General features: G+C 62.0%; 12 protein-coding genes and 6 pseudogenes. 7 read left to right on the plus strand and 11 right to left on the minus strand.

Annotated features, from left to right (window positions below; all coding sequences use genetic code 11):
- From HLUSI_RS33645 to HLUSI_RS32085, 5 genes and pseudogenes are all read left to right on the plus strand, one after another.
- A pseudogene (locus HLUSI_RS33645) lies at nucleotides 1-633 on the plus strand (aldehyde dehydrogenase family protein); the annotation flags it as partial.
- Nucleotides 634-636: 3 nt separating this feature from the next.
- Nucleotides 637-1,233 (plus strand): annotated as a pseudogene (locus HLUSI_RS33650) (aldehyde dehydrogenase family protein); the annotation flags it as partial.
- Between the two features lie 10 nt (nucleotides 1,234-1,243).
- Nucleotides 1,244-2,288, plus strand: a pseudogene (locus tag HLUSI_RS30530) (aldehyde dehydrogenase family protein); the annotation flags it as partial.
- Nucleotides 2,289-2,304: 16 nt separating this feature from the next.
- Nucleotides 2,305-3,285, plus strand: a complete 981-nt coding sequence (locus HLUSI_RS0124215; protein WP_016836391.1) for a VOC family protein — start codon at nucleotides 2,305-2,307, stop codon at nucleotides 3,283-3,285.
- Between the two features lie 14 nt (nucleotides 3,286-3,299).
- A pseudogene (locus HLUSI_RS32085) lies at nucleotides 3,300-3,425 on the plus strand (NAD(P)-binding protein); the annotation flags it as partial.
- On the opposite strand, the pseudogene HLUSI_RS0124220 reads toward HLUSI_RS32085, so the two are convergent.
- From HLUSI_RS0124220 to HLUSI_RS0124230, 4 genes and pseudogenes are all read right to left on the minus strand, one after another.
- A pseudogene (locus HLUSI_RS0124220) lies at nucleotides 3,426-4,472 on the minus strand (efflux RND transporter permease subunit); the annotation flags it as partial.
- Nucleotides 4,473-4,481: 9 nt separating this feature from the next.
- Nucleotides 4,482-6,056 carry an MdtA/MuxA family multidrug efflux RND transporter periplasmic adaptor subunit gene (locus HLUSI_RS0124225; RefSeq protein WP_029363975.1) on the minus strand — a complete coding sequence of 525 codons (1,575 nt, stop codon included), beginning with the start codon at nucleotides 6,054-6,056 and terminating at the stop codon, nucleotides 4,482-4,484.
- A gap of 24 nt (nucleotides 6,057-6,080) precedes the next feature.
- On the minus strand, nucleotides 6,081-6,365 hold the full coding sequence (locus HLUSI_RS33145; protein ID WP_162098095.1) for a hypothetical protein: 285 nt from the start codon (nucleotides 6,363-6,365) through the stop codon (nucleotides 6,081-6,083).
- Nucleotides 6,331-6,882: a Spy/CpxP family protein refolding chaperone gene (locus HLUSI_RS0124230; RefSeq protein WP_016836394.1), complete on the minus strand. Its 552-nt coding sequence runs from the start codon at nucleotides 6,880-6,882 to the stop codon at nucleotides 6,331-6,333. The genes HLUSI_RS33145 and HLUSI_RS0124230 overlap by 35 nt, the downstream gene beginning before the upstream one ends.
- 208 nt (nucleotides 6,883-7,090) lie before the next feature.
- On the opposite strand from HLUSI_RS0124230, the gene HLUSI_RS0124235 reads away from it, so the two are divergent.
- On the plus strand, nucleotides 7,091-7,819 hold the full coding sequence (locus tag HLUSI_RS0124235) for a response regulator (RefSeq protein WP_193365593.1): 729 nt from the start codon (nucleotides 7,091-7,093) through the stop codon (nucleotides 7,817-7,819).
- A 17-nt stretch (nucleotides 7,820-7,836) separates the two neighbouring features.
- A pseudogene (locus HLUSI_RS30535) lies at nucleotides 7,837-9,023 on the plus strand (sensor histidine kinase).
- A gap of 28 nt (nucleotides 9,024-9,051) precedes the next feature.
- On the opposite strand, the gene trpS reads toward HLUSI_RS30535, so the two are convergent.
- From trpS to HLUSI_RS0124275, 7 genes are all read right to left on the minus strand, one after another.
- On the minus strand, nucleotides 9,052-10,119 hold the full coding sequence (gene trpS / locus HLUSI_RS0124245; RefSeq protein WP_016836396.1) for a tryptophan--tRNA ligase: 1,068 nt from the start codon (nucleotides 10,117-10,119) through the stop codon (nucleotides 9,052-9,054).
- Between the two features lie 289 nt (nucleotides 10,120-10,408).
- On the minus strand, nucleotides 10,409-10,975 hold the full coding sequence (locus HLUSI_RS0124250; RefSeq protein WP_029363976.1) for a glycine zipper family protein: 567 nt from the start codon (nucleotides 10,973-10,975) through the stop codon (nucleotides 10,409-10,411).
- Between the two features lie 58 nt (nucleotides 10,976-11,033).
- Complete coding sequence (locus tag HLUSI_RS0124255; protein WP_029363977.1) at nucleotides 11,034-11,366, minus strand: hypothetical protein; 333 nt, start codon at nucleotides 11,364-11,366, stop codon at nucleotides 11,034-11,036.
- A 244-nt stretch (nucleotides 11,367-11,610) separates the two neighbouring features.
- Nucleotides 11,611-12,999, minus strand: coding sequence for a class II fumarate hydratase (fumC, locus tag HLUSI_RS0124260; RefSeq protein ID WP_016836399.1), 1,389 nt, complete (start codon nucleotides 12,997-12,999; stop codon nucleotides 11,611-11,613).
- 158 nt (nucleotides 13,000-13,157) lie between these two features.
- Entirely contained in the window at nucleotides 13,158-13,502 is a 345-nt protein-coding gene (locus HLUSI_RS0124265) for a DUF3579 domain-containing protein (protein ID WP_016836400.1), read from the minus strand.
- Between the two features lie 168 nt (nucleotides 13,503-13,670).
- Nucleotides 13,671-14,627: a CobD/CbiB family protein gene (locus tag HLUSI_RS0124270; RefSeq protein WP_016836401.1), complete on the minus strand. Its 957-nt coding sequence runs from the start codon at nucleotides 14,625-14,627 to the stop codon at nucleotides 13,671-13,673.
- Nucleotides 14,628-14,874: 247 nt separating this feature from the next.
- A complete protein-coding gene (locus tag HLUSI_RS0124275; RefSeq protein ID WP_029363978.1) occupies nucleotides 14,875-15,540 on the minus strand; it encodes a CoA pyrophosphatase in 666 nt (221 codons plus the stop codon).
- Between the last annotated feature and the right edge of the window lie 48 nt (nucleotides 15,541-15,588).

The raw sequence follows: 15,588 nt of genomic DNA on the forward strand, positions 1-15,588 counted from the left end.
GAACTGGGCGGCAAGTCGCCGACCATGGTGTTCGACGACGCCGACATCGACCACGCCGTGGCCGGCGTGCTGTACGGCATTTTCAGCAGCTCGGGCGAGTCCTGTATCGCCGGTTCGCGCCTGTTCGTGGCGCGCAGCATCTACGATAGTTTCATGGAGCGCCTGGCCGCGGGCGCCGCAGCCTTGCGCGTCGGCGATCCGGCCGATGAGCGTACCCAAATGGGCCCGCTGATCACTGCGCGCCATCGCGAAGGCATCGAGTCTTACGTCTCCATCGGCGTCGCCGATGGCGGCCGTATCCGTACCGGTGGTACGCGTCTTGCAGGCGATCAGTTTGCACGCGGTTACTACTACGCGCCGACCATCATCGAAGGCGTCACCAACGACCAGCGGATCTGCCAGGAAGAAATCTTCGGACCGGTGCTGGCGGCGATGCCGTTCGACAACGAAGAGGACCTGATCGCACAAGCCAACGACAGCGTGTATGCGCTGGCGGCCGGCATCTGGACGCGCGACTACAAGAAGGCCTGGCGTTTCGGCCGCGCGGTACAGGCCGGCAACGTGTGGATCAATACCTATAAACAATTTTCGATTTCGACGCCCTTCGGCGGCTGGCGCGACAGCGGCCTCGGACCCTTCCGCACCAGCGGTTGGGCGCAGAAGAAACCGCATGAACGCGCCATCGTCCTGTACCGTGTCGCGCAACTGATCCGTGAACGCGGCGAAGCATTGGCGCAACGCCAGCGTCTCGACAACGGCAAGCCGATTACGGAAACGCGCAACCTGGTCGGCAGCGCGGCTGCGACCTTCCAGTTCTTTGCTGCTGCCTGCGAGACACTGGAAGAAACCATCACGCCAATGCGCGGCGACAACCTGACCATGAGCGTCTACGAAGCCATGGGTGTGGTCGCTGCGATCACGCCATGGAATTCGCCGATCGCCAGCGAAGCGCAAAAGATGGCGCCCGCACTGGCCGCCGGCAACGCCGTGGTGGTCAAGCCTGCCGAAGTCACGCCATTGATGGCGCTGGAACTGGCCAGGATCTGCGAAGAAGCCGGCGTGCCGAAAGGCCTCATCAGCGTCTTGCCCGGCAAGGGCTCGGTGATCGGCGACGCCATCACGCTGCATCCGCTGGTCAAGCGCGTGTCCTTCACCGGCGGCACCACCACCGGCAAGCATATCGCCCACATCGCCGCCGACAAGATGATGCCCGTCTCGCTGGAACTGGGCGGGGGGGTGGGGCGCCGACAAAGCCTTCCGCACCAGCGGTTGGGCGCAGAAGAAACCGCATGAACGCGCCATCGTCCTGTACCGTGTCGCGCAACTGATCCGTGAACGCGGCGAAGCATTGGCGCAACGCCAGCGTCTCGACAACGGCAAGCCGATTACGGAAACGCGCAACCTGGTCGGCAGCGCGGCTGCGACCTTCCAGTTCTTTGCTGCTGCCTGCGAGACACTGGAAGAAACCATCACGCCAATGCGCGGCGACAACCTGACCATGAGCGTCTACGAAGCCATGGGTGTGGTCGCTGCGATCACGCCATGGAATTCGCCGATCGCCAGCGAAGCGCAAAAGATGGCGCCCGCACTGGCCGCCGGCAACGCCGTGGTGGTCAAGCCTGCCGAAGTCACGCCATTGATGGCGCTGGAACTGGCCAGGATCTGCGAAGAAGCCGGCGTGCCGAAAGGCCTCATCAGCGTCTTGCCCGGCAAGGGCTCGGTGATCGGCGACGCCATCACGCTGCATCCGCTGGTCAAGCGCGTGTCCTTCACCGGCGGCACCACCACCGGCAAGCATATCGCCCACATCGCCGCCGACAAGATGATGCCCGTCTCGCTGGAACTGGGATGGCGGCCGTATCCGTACCGGTGGTACGCGTCTTGCAGGCGATCAGTTTGCACGCGGTTACTACTACGCGCCGACCATCATCGAAGGCGTCACCAACGACCAGCGGATCTGCCAGGAAGAAATCTTCGGACCGGTGCTGGCGGCGATGCCGTTCGACAACGAAGAGGACCTGATCGCACAAGCCAACGACAGCGTGTATGCGCTGGCGGCCGGCATCTGGACGCGCGACTACAAGAAGGCCTGGCGTTTCGGCCGCGCGGTACAGGCCGGCAACGTGTGGATCAATACCTATAAACAATTTTCGATTTCGACGCCCTTCGGCGGCTGGCGCGACAGCGGCCTCGGACGCGAAAAGGGCCGCCTCGGCATCCTGCAATACATGGAGCAGAAGAGCATGTATTGGGGGCTGAATGAAAACCCGTTGCCGTGGGCAGGCTGAGTTCAAGGAGAAACAAATGGCTGGAATTGACGTATCAGGTATCGACGAAATCACTTACGGCGCGGATGACATGCCCGCCTGCCGCCAGTTCTTCCTCGACTGGGGCATGACGCTGGCGCAGGAGAGCGCCGAGGCGCTGGTGTTCGAATCGCAAAACGGTTGCCGCGTGATCGTGCGCAACAGCGCCGATCCGACGCTGCCGCCGGCCATCGAAGCCGGCCCGACATTGCGTGAAGTGGTGTGGGGCGTATCCGCCGCAGAGGTGTTGCCGAAATTCGCAGAGCGCATCAAGGATCTGCCGGGGTATTTCAATGACGGAAAACGTGTCGGCTGCACCGATCCCAACGGTCTTGCGGTGAGTTTCCAGGTTTCGCAAAAGCGCGACGTGCAAGTCGAGTGCGCCACCATGAACACCTGGAACGAAAAGAACCGCGTCAACCAGCGCAGCCCGGTCTATGACCATGCCTCGCCGATCGAAGTCGGCCACGTCGTGTTCTTCGTCAGGGACGTCAAGGCCTGCGAAAAATTCTACTGCGAGAACTTCGGCTTCGTTCCCTCCGACCGCTATCCGGAACGCGGCGCCTTCCTGCGTTGCGCCGACGTCGGCGGCCATCACGACATCTTCCTGCTGCAACCGCCGGAAGCACGTTCGGGCCTGAACCACGTGGCCTTCACCGTGCGCGATATTCACGAAGTCTTCGGCGGCGGCATGCACATGTCGCGCAAGGGTTGGGACACGCAACTGGGCCCGGGCCGTCATCCGATCTCGTCGGCCTATTTCTGGTACTTCAAGAATCCCGCCGGCGGCCTGATCGAGTACTACGCCGATGAAGACCAGCTCGATGCCGACTGGGAGCCACGCGATTTCGAACCGGGTCCGACCGTGTTCGCCGAATGGGCGATCGATGGCGGCATCGACGGCAACACGCGTCGTCAAAAGAATGCGCAAGGGCCGACCGGAAAATTCCTGACCGACCGTCAGCCGACCCACAAGTAATCGGAGCAAGTCATATGTCTTCTTTCAAAATCGGTATTCTCGGCGCGGGCATCGGCGGTCTGACCGCTGCCATCGCCCTGCATCGCGCCGGCCATGACGTGGTCGTGTACGAACAATCGAAGCAATTCCTGCGCGTCGGCGATCACCATCACCACCAGCGCCACCGAGAGCAGCAGCTCGAATTTCACATCGTCCACCGAGGCGCGGATGGTGGTGGTGCGGTCGGTCAGGATATGCACGTCGATCGCGCCCGGCAGGCTGGCCTGCAAGGTCGGCAGGATCTTCTTGATGCTGTCGACCACGGCGATCACATTCGCGCCCGGCTGGCGCTGGATGTTGACGATCACGGCGGCGGAGTCGTTGGCCCAGGCGCCGAGGCGGACGTTCTCCGCGGCGTCGACCACGTCGGCCACGTCCGATACGCGGATCGGCGCGCCGTTCTTGTAGCCGATGATGAGATTGCGGTATTCGTCGGCGGACTTCAACTGGTCGTTGGCATCGATGGTCGAGGCGCGCGCCGGGCCGTCGAAACTGCCCTTGGCCTGGTTGACGTTGGCGTTGCCGATGGCGGTGCGGATGTCATCCAGGTTCATGCCCAATGCGGCGATGGCGCGCGGATTCAACTGCATGCGTACGGCAGGACGCTGGCCGCCCGACAAACTGACCAGGCCGACGCCGGAGAGCTGCGAAATCTTTTGCGCCAGGCGCGTGTCGATCAGGTCCTGCACCCTGGGTAGCGGCAGCGTCCTGGACGTCACCGCCAGCGTCAGGATCGGCGTGTCGGCCGGATTGACCTTGCTGTAGATCGGCGGCGCCGGCAAGTCGGACGGCAACAGATTGCCGCCGGCGTTGATGGCGGCCTGCACTTCCTGCTCGGCGATGTCGAGGCTGAGGTCGAGATTGAATTGCAGCGTGATCACCGAAGCGCCGCCCGAGCTGGTCGACGACATCTGGTTGAGGCCGGGCATCTGGCCGAACTGGCGTTCCAGCGGCGCGGTGACCGACGAGGTCATCACATCGGGGCTGGCGCCGGGATAGAGCGTGACGACCTGGATGGTCGGATAGTCGACTTCCGGCAGCGCCGAAAGCGGCAGCTGTTTATAGGCGACGATACCGACCAGCAGAATCGCCAGCATCAGCAGCGAGGTCGCCACCGGCCGCAGGATGAACAGGCGTGATGGATTCATGCGGCCGCCTTATTTCGTCGCAGCGGGTGCGGGTGCAGGTGCAGCTGCAGGCGCAGCCGGCGTGCCTTCCGTGGTGCTGCGTTGCTGGCGGCGCATTTCCATCATGCGCTGGCGACGCTGGTCTTCCGGCAGCTTCTTGATCTCTTCGCCGAATTCACCGGCGTCGATGCGTTTGTTGAGTTCGGCCCAGCGCTTCTGGCGTTCTTCGGGCGTCATGTCCTGGCCGCCCTGTCCACTTTGCGCTTCGCCGGCGGCGCCGTCGCGTTTATGTCGACGCGGACCGGCTTTCTCGGTCAGCTTGTTGGCCGGATCGTCAGCGCCGCCGCGCACTACAGGTTCGACCTTGGCGCCTTCGCGCAGACGGTCGATGCCGTCGACCACCACGGTTTCGCCGCTGGCGACGCCGTCTTCAATCGCGGTGATGTCGCCCTGCGCCGGACCGGTCTTGACGTTGCGCACGGTGACGGTATTGTCGGACTTGACCACGTACACGAACAAGCCCTTGGAGCCGCGTTGCAGCGCCGCCGTGGGGATCGTCACGGCATCCTTGCGGGTGTCGAGCAGCATGCGGATGTTGACGAACTGATTCGGGAACAGCGCATAGTCGGTGTTGGGAAATTGCGCCTTGAGCTTGATGGTGCCGGTGGTGGCGTCGACCTGGTTATCGATGGTCAGCAGCATGCCGCTGGCGAGCTTGTTCTTCTGGTCGCGGTCCCAGGCGTCGGTCGGCAGTTTCTTGCCGGCCTGCAGTTGCTTCATGACGGCCGGGATATTGTCTTCGGGGATGCTGAACACGGCCGTGATCGGCTGCACCTGGGTGATGATGACGATGCCGTTGGTGTCGCTGGAATGCACGATGTTGCCGATGTCGACCTGGCGCAGGCCGAGGCGGCCGCTGACCGGCGCGGTCACGCGCGAATAGGTCAGTTGCAGGCGCGCACTGGCCAGGTTGCCCTGGTCGGATTTGACGGTGCCTTCCAGTTGCTTGACCAGCGCGGCTTGCGTGTCGACCTGCTGGCTAGCGATGGAATCCTGCGACAACAGTGTGCGGTAGCGCTGGAGATCGAGCCGGGCCGCGCCCAGTTGCGCCTGATCACGCGCCAGCTGGCCTTCCGCCTGGGTCACCGCAACCTGATAGGGACGCGCATCGAGCTCGGCCAGCAAGTCGCCCTCCTTGACCAGTTGGCCTTCCTTGAAATGCAGCTTCATGAGCTGGCCGTCGACGCGGCTGCGTACCGTGGCGGTGGCGGTCGGCGTGACGCCGCCGAGACCGGTCAGGTAGATGTTGACGTCCGAAATCCTGGCCACCGCCACGCCCACCGGCGACAAGCCCATGCCGCCGAAGCCGCCGCCCGGAGGCCCGCCGCGTTTGCCCTTGCCGCCGCCCCCTTGCCATTGGCCGCCGCCGTTCTGGGCCTGCTCGGCCGCTGCCGCGCGCTTGTGATGCCAATAGTAATAACCTCCGCCAACCAGGATGACCAGCAAGGCCCAGAACCACCAGCGCTTGAGCAAGCCGGGCGATTTCCTGGAGGACAAGGGGGAAGATGGCGGTTGATTATTGTCGGGAGTTGGTGTTGTAGTCATCTTGGGGACGGGGAATCGGACAAATCAATATGGATCAAGACATTTCATGAAGATCCGCACAACCCCGACAGCCCTGCTCTGGCGGCCGGAGGGATGGTCTTCAGGAAATGCGCTCGCAGGCGCATGGCAACACGCCAACTCGTTATTATGGTGCAGAAGCATGACGGAACGATGATCGATACCGTATATCTTCATGCCAAATAAGCAAAAAAAATGAAAGAAAGACAAAAAACCTTGCGCAACATTGCGCAAGGTTTCGAATTGCCAAGGTCGCTTACTTGGCTGGAGCAGGCGCAGTTGCAGGAGCATCGCGCTTGCCGTGATCGCGACCGTGATCATCGCCAAAGCGGCCGTGTTTGAAACGATGCTCTTCCATCTTGCGGAATTCCTGGTCGAACACCTTTTGCTGCTCAGGCGACAGGACGGCGTAGAACTCCTTGGTGGCGGCGATATGGTCCGTCATGCGGGCTTCCATCTGCTTCATCCGGTCCAGATGGCGGTCCAGGCGTTCCGGCGTGGTCAGCTTGTTCCATTCATCCTTGTCCGGACGGGCCGGCGGCGTGGCCGGGCGCTGCGGCGTGGTCTTGTCGGTGAAGGTCTTCCAGGCGCCTTCCTGGGCCGCAGTGATCTTCAGTTTGTCGTGCAAGGCTGCCTGGCGTTTGGCGCGGTGCTGCTCGAATTTGGCGATCTGCTCGGGGGTCGGCATGTGGCGTCCATCTGGGCCACCCGGACCTGCCGGCGGCATCTGGGCGAATGAAGACATGGCGGTCAGACCGATACCTGCGGCGGCGACGCCGATCATCAGGTGTTTTTTCAGATTCAACATGGTGATTCCTTTCGTGTTGGGTGCGTTATCTGCACAGTTCACATTTAACGCTTCAGGTGTAACCGCGGTTTTTCCCTTGTCCCACGATTTGTATCGCTCTGTATATGCCGGCGGCTGCTTTGTTTCGCTCTATGTCCGGAGGGCCGCCTGTTATCCCAATATACAATTCAGCGTCACCCCATTTTCTGGAGTAGTCATAATGGCTGCCATGGATACAAATTCTCACATTCTGGTGGTCGATGACGACCGCGAAATCCGCACCCTGCTGGCGGAGTACCTCGACGCCAATGGTTTCCGCACACTGACGGCGACCAACGGCGCCGACATGCGCAAGGTGCTCGACGAATCGCGCGTGGACCTGATCGTGCTGGACCTGACGCTGCCCGGCGAGGACGGCCTGACGCTGTGCCGCAACCTGCGCGCCCAGTCGAACGTGCCGGTGATCATGCTGACCGCGCGCGGCGAACCGCTGGATCGCATCCTCGGCCTGGAAATGGGCGCCGACGATTACCTGGCCAAGCCGTTCGAGCCGCGCGAATTGTTCGCCCGCATACGCAGCGTGTTGCGCCGGACCCAGGCGCTGCCGCCGAGCATGATGCGGCCGGAAGCAAAGACCATGCATTTCTCCGGCTGGACGCTGGACCTGACGGCGCGCCATCTGCTCAACCCGGAGGGCGTGGTGGTGGCCTTGTCGGGAGCGGAGTTCCGCATGCTCAAGGTATTCCTCGACCATCCCAACCGCATCCTCAACCGCGACCAGTTGCTGGAGCTGACCCAGGGCCGCGAAGCCGATCCTTTCGATCGCTCGGTCGACATCCAGATCAGTCGCCTGCGCCAGAAGCTGGGCGACGATGCCCGTACCCCGACCATCATCAAGACCGTCCGCAATGAGGGTTACGTGCTGGCCACCACCGTGACATTGGAAGACGCCGGATGAATCATCTCTTCGCCCCCCTGCGCGAGTTCGTCGGCTCGATCGGCAACCGCGTCTTCCTGATCCTGCTGGCGGGCATCCTGGTGGCGACCGTCACGACCACCTGGCTGGCCTCCAACGAGCGTCGCAACACCATGCGCGAACTGCGCTACCAGCACGTCGCCGAGCGCGTCGAACAGGTGGTGCAGGCGCTCGATCCGCTTACGCCGCAGGCGCGCGACGTGGTCCTGCACGCGGCCGACAATTTCGGCTTCGAGGCGGGTTTCGTCAATGAAGTCGGCGACATGCAGAGCCCCAGCACCGGTCCGATGGCCGACATGCTGAAATCACGGCTGGGCGAAGACCGCCAGATCGTGGTCCAGCGCGAGACCGACTGCGCGCCGCGCCGGCCGCGCAATGCCCCGCCGGATGGCCATGACCGCGCCGAACGACCGCGCATGGAAACCTGCCGCGTCATCTATGTCAGCCTGCGCGACAAGGCGCTGCTGCGCCTGCGCCTGCACATGCCGGGCGACCCGCCTTCAACGCCATGCAGACGCGCATCCGGCGCCAGATCCAGCACCGCACCCACATGCTGGCGGCGATCACGCATGATTTGCAGACGCCGCTGACGCGCCTGCGCCTGCGGCTGGAAAAAGTGGAAGACAAGGAATTGCAACAAAAGCTGGTGGATGACCTTGCCGTGATGCAAGACATGGTGCGCGAGGGACTGGATCTGGCGCGCAGCATGGATTCGTCGGAAGCGATGCAGCGGCTGGACATCGATTCTCTGCTCGACAGCGTGTGCGCCGACGCATCGGATGCCGGCCAGCAGGTTGAACTGCAAGGCCGCACGCGCGCCTTTGTGGTGGCCCAGCCCAACGCACTGCGGCGCTGCCTGACCAACCTGCTCGACAATGCTTTCAAATACGGCCAGCGCGCCGAGGTATCGATCGCGCTCGACGACCTGCTGCCCAACCGGGTGCTGATCCGCATCCGCGATCATGGCCCCGGTATTCCCGAGGGCCAGCTGGAAACGGTGTTCGAACCTTTTTACCGGCTTGAAACATCACGCTCGCGCGACACGGGCGGCACCGGCCTGGGGCTGACGATTGCACGCAATATCGCGGAAAATCACGGCGCCTTGCTGGACCTGCGCAATCATGCCAAAGGTGGACTGGAAGTCTTGCTGTCGTTGCCGTTGAAGCAAGCAAAACGGGCGCGTTGAGCGCCCGTCCGGATCCGTTGAAAGCGGCTTAGAAGTAATTCAGACCGAGCGCGCCACGCACTTCCGACACCGTCTGCGCAGCTGCTGCGCGCGCACGCTCGGTGCCGCGACGCAGGATCGCCAGCACTTCACCGCGCTCCTGCTGCCATTGTTCGCGGCGGGTGCGGATGGGTTCCAGCATTTCCTGCAGGATGCCTTCGAGACGGCGCTTGACCACGCTGTCGCCCAGGCCGCCACGGGTGTAATGGGCCTTCAGTTCGGCCACGGCGTCGCGGTCCGGATCGAAGGCGTCCAGGAAGGTGAAGACCACATTGCCCTCGACCTGGCCCGGATCATCGACGCGCAAGTGGTTGGGGTCGGTGTACATGCGCTGCACCGCCTGCTTGATCTCGGCCGGCGAGGCGCCCAGCGCGATCGAGTTGCCCAGCGACTTGCTCATCTTGGCCTTGCCGTCGATGCCGGGCAGGCGGCCGGTTTCAGACAGCACTTCCTTGCACTCCACCAGCACGTCCTTGCCGACTACGTTGTTGAAACGGCGCACCAGTTCGTTGGTCTGCTCGATCATCGGCAACTGGTCGTTGCCGACCGGCACCAGCGTGGCCTTGAAGGCGCTGATGTCGGCGGCCTGGCTGACCGGATACGTCAGGAAACCGGCCGGAATGTCGCGCTCGAAACCGCGCAGGCGAATCTCTTCCTTGATGGTCGGATTGCGTTCCAGACGCGACACGCTAACCAGATTGAGCAAGTGCATCGACAGCTCGTACAACTCCGTGACTTGCGACTGGATGAAAATGGTGGATTTTTCCGGATCGATGCCGACGGCGAGGTAGTCGAGCGCTACTTCAACGACGTTCTCGGTGACTTTCTGATGACGGCCGACGTTGTCGGTCATGGCCTGGGTGTCGGCCAGCAGCAGGAACTGGCTGGCCTCGTCCTGCAGCTGCACGCGCGACACCAGCGAGCCGATGTAGTGGCCCAGATGCAAAGGGCCGGTCGGGCGGTCGCCGGTCAGGACGATGGGACGCGCGGCCGACGGCTTGTTGGAAACGGTGGAAGTTGCAGATGGTGCAGAGGCTGGCGAAACATTCAAGGACATGGTCACTCCGGTAATTTCGGAACGCTGCCAGTCTCGCCGCATAAAACAATGCCGCCCGGACCGGCGGCATCACATTGACAAAAGCTGTACTACTAAGCTGTGCAAAAGCGGGCCACCCGAATCAGGTGCGCCACCAATGCTGGAGTTGTAGTGAGGGATGAATTCTGTATTGCATCGGCGAAGTATAGCATCAAGCCTTGCTCATGATGCAGCGCAAAAGCCCTGCCCGACCCACTTTCCAGGAAAAAACCGCCTCGTTTGCAGGAGGCGGTTTGGGAGGATCAGGCCATCAGTACGCGCCCGGCGGCGGACCATAATATCCCGGCGGAGGACCGTAGTAACCGGGTGGCGGAGGCGGCGGTGCATAGTAGTAGCGGCGCGGATGATAGCTGTAGACCGTGGTGGCCTGCTGCTGCGTCTGGATCTGGTTACCCTTGCTGTACATGCATTGGCTATAGGTCATGTCGTAGCGCTGCTGCATGGAGTAATTGCCACCCGCTGCAGCATTGCTGCCGGCGGTGCTGCCCACCAGCAAGCCCCCACCTGCACCGATGGCCGCGCCCGCACCGGCATTGCCCGAGGCGGCGCCAATGAGGGCGCCGGCCACCGCACCGACGGCGGTACCGACGGCGGCGCTGTTGGCGGCATTGTTCTGCGTCTGCGCCGCCTGGCCGCCGATGGCGTCTTGGGCATATTGCTGGCATTGCTGCTGTTCACTGCGGAATTGCTCGTACGACTTGCCGTTGCCCGGCATGGCCATCACGGAGGGGCCGGTCGGCACGCTGACGCAACCACCCAACACCAGCAAGGCAGTTAAAGCGCCGAGCGTACCGGCTGTTTTATGAATTGGTTTCACGATGTAATCCTTGAAAAAGCTATCTGGAACTGGTGTGAAGCTTGTCGGCGACCGCGCGTTACTGCGGCGGCGGCTGTCCGCCATTCGGACCGTTCGGCACAACCTTCATCCAGTTGCTCGGGCAACTCTGGACGTAGGGGTAATAGCCTTTGGATTCCTGGCAGTAGTACCAGTAGTTGCTCTGCGCCGGACCTTGCTCGATGTAGACCGGCGGCGCAGCGGGTTGGACGTACACCGGCGGCGGATAATAGACCGGGGCCGGATAGTAGGCCGGCGGCGGTATCCACAGGGGACCGCCGATGTACACACCGAAACGGGTGTGTGCGGAGCTTGCCCCGCTTGCCGCCATGCAACCAAGCGCAAGCAATCCCAATAAAGCTGCTTTTTTCATGTTCGCCTCGCGTATTTCGTGGAGACGGCACTCGCCATCCCGCTTCATTAAATATACGCAAAACGGCCAGGTTTCAACGGTTTTGTTTCAATTCGTAACCCTATTTAAGAAACCTGTACATGGCGCTACAAAGCCGGACACATGCGGGTTTCCGGGAATCGGAAACGAACACGCCGCTTGCAGGAAGCGGCGTGTCGGCAAAACGGAAATTCTACTGAAAAACGGCCCTGGAAGTCGCTTGAAATTATTTCGGCCCGGTCATTTCCTCCGGCTTGATCCACAGCGCAAACTGCTCTTCGGTAACATAACCAAGCGCAAGTGCGGCCTGTTTCAAGGTGGTGCCGTCGTGATGCGCCTGTTTGGCGATCTTGGCGGCCTTGTCGTAGCCGATATGCGGCGCCAGCGCGGTCACCAGCATCAGCGAACGCTCCATCAGGTCGGCAATGCGATCGCGGTTGGCTTCAATGCCCTGCGCGCAGTGGTCGTCGAAACTGTCCATGCCATCGGCCAGCAAGCGCACGCTTTGCAGGAAGTTGTGGACGATCACCGGCTTGAACACGTTCAGTTCGAAATTGCCGGAAGCGCCGCCGATGTTGATCGCGACGTCGTTGCCGAACACCTGCGCGCACAGCATGGTCAGCGCTTCGCATTGAGTCGGGTTGACCTTGCCCGGCATGATCGAGCTGCCCGGTTCGTTTTCGGGGATGGTGATTTCGCCAAGTCCGGAACGCGGACCGGAAGCCAGCCAGCGTACGTCGTTGGCGATCTTCATGAGCGCCGCCGCCAGGGTCTTCAAGGCGCCGTGCGCCGACACCAGCGCGTCATGGCTGGCCAGCGCGGCAAACTTGTTGGGTGCAGTCTTGAACGGGAAGCCGTAATGCTTCTCCAGCTCGGCGGCGACGCGCGTGCCGAACTCCGGATGCGCATTGAGGCCGGTGCCGACTGCGGTGCCGCCGGCCGCCAGTTCGCTGACGGCGTTGAGCGTGGCGATGATCGCCATTTCGGCATGCGTGAGTTGCGCGATGTAACCCGAGAATTCCTGGCCCAGCGTCAGCGGCGTGGCGTCCTGCAAATGGGTGCGGCCGATCTTGACGATGTCCCTGAACTCTTCCGACTTGCGTTCCAGCGTCGCACGCAGCTTGTGCAGCTTGGGCAACAGATGTGTCGCCACCGCCAGACTGGCGGCCACGTGCATCGCAGTCGGGAAGATATCGTTGGACGACTGGCTCTGGTTGACGTCGTCGTTGGGATGGATCTTGCGCTCTTCGCCGCGCACGCCGCCCAGCAGTTCCGACGCGCGATTGGCCAGCACCTCGTTCATGTTCATGTTGCTTTGCGTGCCGGAACCGGTCTGCCAGACCGACAGCGGGAATTCCAGTGGGTGCTTGCCGGCGATCACTTCGTCGGCGGCGGCAACGATGCCTTCCGCCTTCTTGGCGTCGAGCTTGCCAAGGTCGCGGTTGACGCTCGCGCAGGCGCGCTTGACCGCCGCCAGCGCGACGATCAGTTCGGCCGGCATGCGTTCGGTGGAAATATGGAAATGGTGCAGCGAGCGCTGCGTTTGCGCGCCCCACAAACGATCGTCAGGCACCTCGATGGGGCCGAAGGTGTCTCGTTCGATTCGATGTTTCATGATGCTTCTTCTCCGCAGGAAATATGGTTCCGTGGAACCGCCACATCTCATACGGCTCTGGCGCACGCTGCAGGCTTGAGCGATAGGAGACGACTAGAACTCATTGCATCAGTATCCGCGAATTGCAGGCGGACGCTGATGCAATGCGTCCTGCAGCCCTAAGGCTTGCGGGAAGCTGGGTCCGGCAGCAGACAGGCGTCGATCACCTGCAGGTTGTTGTCTTTGGCGAAATTCAGGACGAAATGGTAAGCCAGCGGCTCAAGCGCGCGGAGCGCTTCGTTGACGACAACCGAGCGGACGCCGTTGATCATGGTCGGTAATACGTAGGGGGAATATTGCAGGTGAGCATTGCGGCCGCCCGAACCTTCGGGGCGGAAACAGGACATGACGCCACACAGACGTTCGGCCCAGTCGCTGGGCCGGAACTGCTTCCCATCTTGGGTCAGACCCATGATGATGAATTCTTGTGCCGGCTCGTTGGTGGTATTGATGGGATCTGCCATGCGTGCAATTCGTTCTCTGGCGTTTGCCACATAAATGGCTTCCTGCCTCTTGGGAGGGAAGCCGACGAAACCCAAGTATTATATCTTATAGAAGACTTGAGATACACCCCTATCTGGACAACCAGCAGCGCCCGCAAATCTTGTCTTGCGGACAACCCTGCCTTGCCTTTATCCCATCCAGACCGCCACCGACAGCAGCAACAAGAGGAACATCCACAACAACATGGCGCGCCAGACCAGGCCGACCGTGCTTTGCAGCGTGCGCGGCGAAGGCTGGTCGCCGGGGAAGCCATCGGCTGCTTCGAGCGTCGAATCGACGGTCGCGGCATCGATCGGCAGCACGCCTGAAGCGGATTCCGCCGGTGTGCCGAAGCGCACGCCCATGGCGCCGCCGCCGGCCGACAGGATGATGCCGACGGCCTCGTCCTGCCAGCGGTCGGCAAAATTGCGCCAGGCGTAAATCGCGTCTTCGAAATTGCCGACCACCGCGAACGCCGCCGCCGTGAAGCGTGCCGGAATCCAGTCAATCCAGTAGAACGCACGCTCGGCGAAACGGCCGAAGACTTCCTGCTTCATGTGATCCGGCTCGTTCCAGGCGCGCGCCAGGTATTCCGACACGCGGTACATCACGGCCAATGCCGGGCCGACCGGCATCAGGAACCAGAAAAACACGCCGAATACATGGCGATGCGTGGTGACCAGCGCTTTTTCGGCGGCGATGCGCGAAATCTCGCTGACGTCGAGGTCCGACGTGTCTTCCTTGGTCCATTCGGCCAGCAAGGCGCGCGCGGCGACGTCATCGCCGGTATTGAGCGCCAGCTGGATCGAAGTGAAATAGTGGCTGTAGTGGCGGAAGCCCAGCGTCATGTAAACGATCAGCACGTTCCAGGCCAGTGCCGCCAGCGGGCTGATGCGCAGGCACACCCAGTAAATCAGGCCGGCCGGCACCGTCAGCGCGCCGACCATGACAAACCATCCCAGACGTCCATGATGCGCATGACCGGCGTTGAACCAGTTTTCAATCCGGGCCGCGAAGGACTTGATCCAGGCGTAAATCGGATTGTCCGCCCGCAGCGGCTTCAATTGTTCGATCAGGAGCGCAAAGAGTATGGAAAGAAATGTCATCAAGCCGCCTTTTGGTGAGTCTTGTTTGTGTGCTTATTGGTGTACTTATCTGAGTACTTATTGAAGTACTTATTGAAGTACTTGCTGAGGTACTTACGCCAAGCGAATATGAGTTCGCACAGAGCGCACGACCTTCGCGAAAACAGGTAAATGATACAACGGCAGCAAGTATCCCTGACGTTTTATGTTGTCCGCCGGAGATATTTCCCCTGTGAGCGAGGCCTTTCGGCCCTCCTCTGCTCCGCTCTCAGCTGCGCAGGAAATGGAACAGGTTGCGCAGCATGCCGGCGGTCGCGCCCCAGATGAAGAAGCGCTCGTAGGGCATGGTGTAGAAGGTGCGGCGACCGAGGTCGTTGGGCAATTCGATGGTGCGGCGCTGGTGGTTCATGCCGTCCATCAGGAAAGCCAACGGCACTTCGAAGATCTCGGCCACTTCACGCGGATCGGGCACCATGTTGAACGGTGGCCGGATCAGGCCGGCCACCGGTGTGACGCGATAGCCGGTGCCGGTGAAATATTCGGGCAGCGAACCGATCACCTCGACATGGCGTCGCGCCAGGCCGATTTCTTCTTCCGTTTCGCGCAGGGCGGTGTCGATCGGCGAGACGTCGCTCAACTCGGTGCGGCCGCCGGGAAAGCTGATCTGCCCGGCATGGTCCTTCAGATCGGCGGTGCGCTGGGTAAACAGCAACGTCGGCCCTTCCGCACGCAGCACGATAGGCATCAGCACTGCCGCCGGGCGCGGCGTACCAGCCGACTGGCGCATCTGCTGCTCGACGTTGATTTCGGGCGTCCAGGGCCGCGTTTCGGTAAAGCGACGGCGCAGCCATTCCTCTTGCATGCGCTCGGCATCCAGCCCCGCCTCGCCGGCGACGGACTCTATCGGAAGATCGAGAGGATCAAAATTTGCCAAGGCTGCACCTTAAGGATTTAATACAAAAAGGGCCCCCCCCCCCCCCCC

Source organism: Herbaspirillum lusitanum P6-12, assembly GCF_000256565.1.
GTDB classification, from domain to species: domain Bacteria; phylum Pseudomonadota; class Gammaproteobacteria; order Burkholderiales; family Burkholderiaceae_D; genus Herbaspirillum; species Herbaspirillum lusitanum.